Annotated in this window: 4 protein-coding genes; 2 read left to right on the top strand and 2 right to left on the bottom strand. The window is 64.6% G+C overall.

Annotation, left to right across the window (positions count from 1 at the left end):
* Positions 1–129: 129 nt before the first annotated feature.
* Positions 130–1,053 carry an AraC family transcriptional regulator N-terminal domain-containing protein gene (locus RAC97_RS24470; RefSeq protein ID WP_375101901.1) on the top strand — a complete coding sequence of 308 codons (924 nt, stop codon included), beginning with the start codon at positions 130–132 and terminating at the stop codon, positions 1,051–1,053.
* Positions 1,054–1,104: 51 nt separating this feature from the next.
* Here RAC97_RS24470 and RAC97_RS24465 read toward each other — a convergent pair whose 3' ends face one another.
* Positions 1,105–3,264 (bottom strand): molybdopterin cofactor-binding domain-containing protein, encoded by a 2,160-nt coding sequence (locus tag RAC97_RS24465; RefSeq protein ID WP_375101900.1) that lies wholly within the window; start codon positions 3,262–3,264, stop codon positions 1,105–1,107.
* Positions 3,261–3,734 carry a (2Fe-2S)-binding protein gene (locus RAC97_RS24460; RefSeq protein WP_375101899.1) on the bottom strand — a complete coding sequence of 158 codons (474 nt, stop codon included), beginning with the start codon at positions 3,732–3,734 and terminating at the stop codon, positions 3,261–3,263. The genes RAC97_RS24465 and RAC97_RS24460 overlap by 4 nt, the downstream gene beginning before the upstream one ends.
* A gap of 219 nt (positions 3,735–3,953) precedes the next feature.
* Here RAC97_RS24460 and RAC97_RS24455 point away from each other — a divergent pair, with 219 nt between their 5' ends.
* Positions 3,954–4,298 (top strand): YggL family protein, encoded by a 345-nt coding sequence (locus RAC97_RS24455; RefSeq protein ID WP_375101898.1) that lies wholly within the window; start codon positions 3,954–3,956, stop codon positions 4,296–4,298.
* Positions 4,299–4,316: the final 18 nt, after the last annotated feature.

Here is a 4,316-nt window from a genome sequence, read left to right as displayed (position 1 = left end):
CAAGCCGGGCTTTTCAATGGGTCATGACTGCGCTTTGCAAACTAATGTTGCAAGAAACTCGTCACGCTCTTTCGCCCCCGAATGGCCTTGGACTAAGCTTGACCGGTCAACGCATTAGGGTCCGCCACCATGCCTTCTTCCAATGCACAAACCCCGTCAGATGATCTTGCTGATCGCCAGGCCGAACTGGCGTCCCTCATTAGCCGCTTCTCCCCCTGTTTCGGTATTCATGAAACCGCGATCGGGCCATTGAACTTCATCCGCTCCGATACCCCGACCGACAGCTTGCAGCAGATACACAAGCCCGCCCTGTGCGTTCTGGCACAAGGCCGCAAGGAAGTCAGCCTGCGTGGCGAAAGCTATACCTACGATGCCCTGCACTACCTGGTGGTGTCGGTGACCCTGCCCATTTCCGGCCGAGTCATCGAAGCCACCCCCGATCAGCCCTACCTGTGCGCACGGCTGGACATCGACCCCGCGCAGATCACCCAGTTGATCGCCGACAAGGCACCTATCGGCGTCCCTGCCGAGGCCCCTGGCCGCGGCCTGTTCGTCGAACGCACCGACAGCGGCCTGCTCGATGCCCTCCTGCGTCTGGTGCGCCTGCTGGACGACCCTGCGAGCATCGACGTACTCGCCCCCATGGCGCTGCGCGAAATCTACTACCGCCTGCTACGTGGCCAGCAAGGCCAGCGCCTCTACGAAATCGCCGTGGTCGACAGCCACGCGCACCGGGTCACCCGCGCCATCGAATGGCTCAACCACAATTTCAAGCAACCCCTGCGCATGGAGGAGCTGGCCCAGCGGGTCAACCTCGGCGTCTCTACCCTGCATCATCGCTTCAAGGCGATGACGGCCATGAGCCCCCTGCAATACCAGAAGCAACTGCGCTTGCAGGAGGCGCGTCGGCTGATGCTCGCCGAAAGCCTGGACGTCGGTAGCGCAGCCTTCGAGGTCGGCTACGAGAGCCCCTCGCAGTTCAGCCGCGAATACAGCCGCCAGTTCGGTGCTTCCCCGTTGAAGGATGTCACTCGCCTGCGCAGCATCGCCTGACGACAATAAGCCGCACGGCCAGCGCCCGGAATCGGGTGCTGGCCGTGCGGTTCAAGCCTTGCGCAGTTGCTGCGGGTCGATCGGCAGTGTGCGCAGGCGCTTGCCAGTGGCGGCGTGCACGGCATTGACAACGGCAGGCGCGATGGTCACGGTCGATACCTCGCCAAGCCCGCCCGGCGACTCGCTGCTTTCAAGACGATGGGTCTCGATGCGAGGCGCCTCGTTGATACGCAGCAGACGGTAGGTGTCGAAGTTACCCTGCTCGACGCGCCCGTCCTTGAAGGTGATGTTGCCGAACAGCGCCGCCGTCAGTCCGAAGAGGGTACCGCCCTGTATCTGCGCGACCACACTGTCGGGGTTGATGGCGATGCCGCAGTCGACCACCGTGGTCACCCGTTGCACCTTCACCTCGCCACTGTCGCTGACACTCACCTCGGCCACCTGCGCCGCGTAGGTGCTGAAGCAGTAGGTCAACGCCAGGCCACGCCCGTGGCCTGCGGGCAACGGGCTGTCCCAACCGGACTTCTCGCGAAGCGCCTTGAGCACCGCCACCGCCCTCGGGTGCTTCTCCAGCAGCGGGTAGCGATACTCGAACGGGTCGACCTTGGCCAGCACCGCAAGCTCATCGAGCAGACCCTCAACCATGAAGGCGTTCTGCGTGTGGCCTACCCCGCGCCAGAACGCCGGGACGATCCCGGCGGGCGGCTCGTGGCGCACGTAGCGCACGTCGATGTTGGGGAAAGCGTAAGGCCCTGCGGCATCGCGTATCGCATCGCGGTCTATGCCATTGGTGAACGCCGCCGGTGCCCAGCGCGCCAGGATCGAGCCACCGGTGACCTTGTGGCTCCAGGCCGTCGGCCTGCCCTGCTCGTCCAGCGCGGCGGACAAATGATTGTAGTGGAAGGGCCGCAAGGTGCTGTGGCGTGTATCTTCCTCCCGCGACCAGATAACCTTCAGCGGATAGTCGACCTGACGCGCCAGCTTCACCGACTCGCCAACGAAGTCCACTTCCAGGCGCCGACCAAAACCGCCACCGATCAGGTGGTTATGCACCTGCACCTTGTCCTCCGGCAAGCCGGTCAACTGCGCGGCAAGGGCCTTGGCCCGGGCCGGCACTTGGATACCCAGCCACAGGTCGCAGCCGTCCTTGCGCACGTGCACGGTGCAGTTCACAGGTTCCAGGCAAGCGTGGGCAAGAAACGGTACCTGGTAAACCACTTCAACCTTGTGCACGGCTTTATCCATGGCAGCCACCACATTGCCCTCGCTGCGTACCTGCACACCGCCTTGGCGCGAAGCGACCTCGATGTCCTCGAGCAGCTTGGCGCTGGTCAGCTTGGCATTGGCGCCCTCGTTCCATTTCACCTGCAACAAGGCAAGGCCCTTGCGCGCCGCGCCCATGTGGTCGGCGACTACCGCCACGGCGGTATCGCTGTGCAAGACCTTGCGCACACCCTTCACCGCCATCGCAGGGGCTTCATCGACACTGGCGAAGGTGCCCCCCACCACTGGGCACAGTTGGATCGCGGCCACCTTCATGCCCTCGGGGTGCACGTCGATACCGAACACCGCCTTGCCGTTGACCTTGTCCGGGCTGTCGGTACGCCGGGCGGGGGTGCCGATCAGCTTGAAGTCCGCTGGCGCCTTGAGCGGGATCGTGGCCGGCAGTTTCTGCTTGGCCGCGTCATCGACCAGCTCGCCGTAACCGGCCTTGCGACCGCTGGCCGCGTGCAGCACCACGCCTTTTTCCGCAGTGCAGCTGTCCGGGCTGACTTTCCAGCGCTCGGCCGCCGCGCTGACTAGCAGGATGCGCGCCGCCGCGCCGGCCTCGCGCAGCGGCTTCCAGTTACCGGGCACCGAGGTGGAGCCACCGGTGACCTGGAAGCCAAGCATCGGGTTGGCGTAGCGCTTGTCGTCCGCCGGCGCGTGCTCGATCACCACCTGGTCGAGGCCCACCTCCAGCTCTTCGGCGATCAGTGCCGGCATCGAGGTGTAGGTGCCCTGGCCCATTTCCACCGGCTGGATGGTCAGGAACACCTGGCCGCTGCGGTCGATACGTACGTAGGCGTTGGGGCTGAAGGCCTCGCCAGCGGCCTGGGCATCGCGCAGGCCACGAGGTAGCACGAAGCTGATGAGCAGGCCGCCGCCCACCGCCGCGCCCGCCTTGAGAAAGCCGCGACGGCTGAAGCCCGATTGCACGATGCTGTTCATGCCTGCTTCTCCTGGGCGGGGGCTGCGGCACCCTTGATCGCCTCGCGAATGCGCACATAAGTGCCGCAGCGGCAAAGGTTGCCGGCCATGGCCGCATCGATGGCGGCATCGTCCGGGGCCGGGTTGGCGGCGATCAAGGCGCTGGCGGTCATGATCTGTCCAGACTGGCAGTAGCCGCACTGCACCACCTCATGGGCCAGCCAGGCGTCCTGCACGCGCTTGCCGGCCGCCGTGGCGCCGACCCCCTCGATGGTGGTGATCTCAGCCCCGGCCAGGGCGCTGACCGGCATCACGCACGAGCGGATGGCAGTGCCGTTCATATGCACCGTGCAGGCCCCGCACAGGGCCATGCCGCAGCCGAACTTGGTGCCGGTCATGTGCAGCACATCGCGCAGTACCCAAAGCAAGGGGGTGTCGTCGTCGACATCGACTTCGTGGACGGTGCCGTTGATCTTCAGCTGGTGGGCCATCGGGGCCTCCTCGTCGGTTCACGGTTGGGTTGTGCGGTAATTCCCTTCTGCGAGGGCGTCATCCCCTGAAGACTAGATACTGGGCAAACGCCGGAACATCGCTTAACCGTGCACGCCCCTTGAAGGCAAACTTAAAACTCCCGCAGCACCAACAGAGGCAGGCGGCCCGCCGCGTTAGCTGGTAGACTGCGCGCCGTTATTACCTAAGAGGATTGTTTCATGGCCACCAACCGCTCCCGTCGCCTGCGCAAGAAGCTGTGTGTAGGCGAGTTCCAGGAACTGGGCTTCGAGCTCAACCTGGAATTCAAGGAAGACCTGTCTGAAGAAGCAATCGACGCCTTCCTCGATGCGTTCCTGAAAGACGCGATGGACGCCAACGGCCTGGACTACGTGGGCGGTGACGACTTCGGCCTGGTCTGCCTGGCCAAGCGTGGCTCGGTCAGCGAAGAACAGCGCGGCGTGGTCGAAGCCTGGCTCAAGGCACGTCCAGAGCTGACCAAGATCGAAGTCAGCCCGCTGCTCGATGCCTGGTACCCGCAGAACCCGATCAACCCGGTTGCCTGATACGCACCCTGCCAGCCG

Source organism: Pseudomonas sp. LS_2, from assembly GCF_042709235.1.
Taxonomy (GTDB): Bacteria; Pseudomonadota; Gammaproteobacteria; order Pseudomonadales; family Pseudomonadaceae; genus Aquipseudomonas.
The sequence above is the reverse complement of the archived record's forward strand: the minus strand, read 5'-3'. Positions and strand labels throughout refer to the sequence as shown.

Excerpts from the sequence above, each read along its gene's own strand:
- RAC97_RS24455 (WP_375101898.1), top strand. The coding sequence starts at position 3,954 with ATGGCCACCAACCGCTCCCGTCGCCTGCGCAAGAAGCTGTGTGTAGGC.
- RAC97_RS24460 (WP_375101899.1), bottom strand. The coding sequence starts at position 3,734 with ATGGCCCACCAGCTGAAGATCAACGGCACCGTCCACGAAGTCGATGTC.
- RAC97_RS24465 (WP_375101900.1), bottom strand. The coding sequence starts at position 3,264 with ATGAACAGCATCGTGCAATCGGGCTTCAGCCGTCGCGGCTTTCTCAAG.
- RAC97_RS24470 (WP_375101901.1), top strand. The coding sequence starts at position 130 with ATGCCTTCTTCCAATGCACAAACCCCGTCAGATGATCTTGCTGATCGC.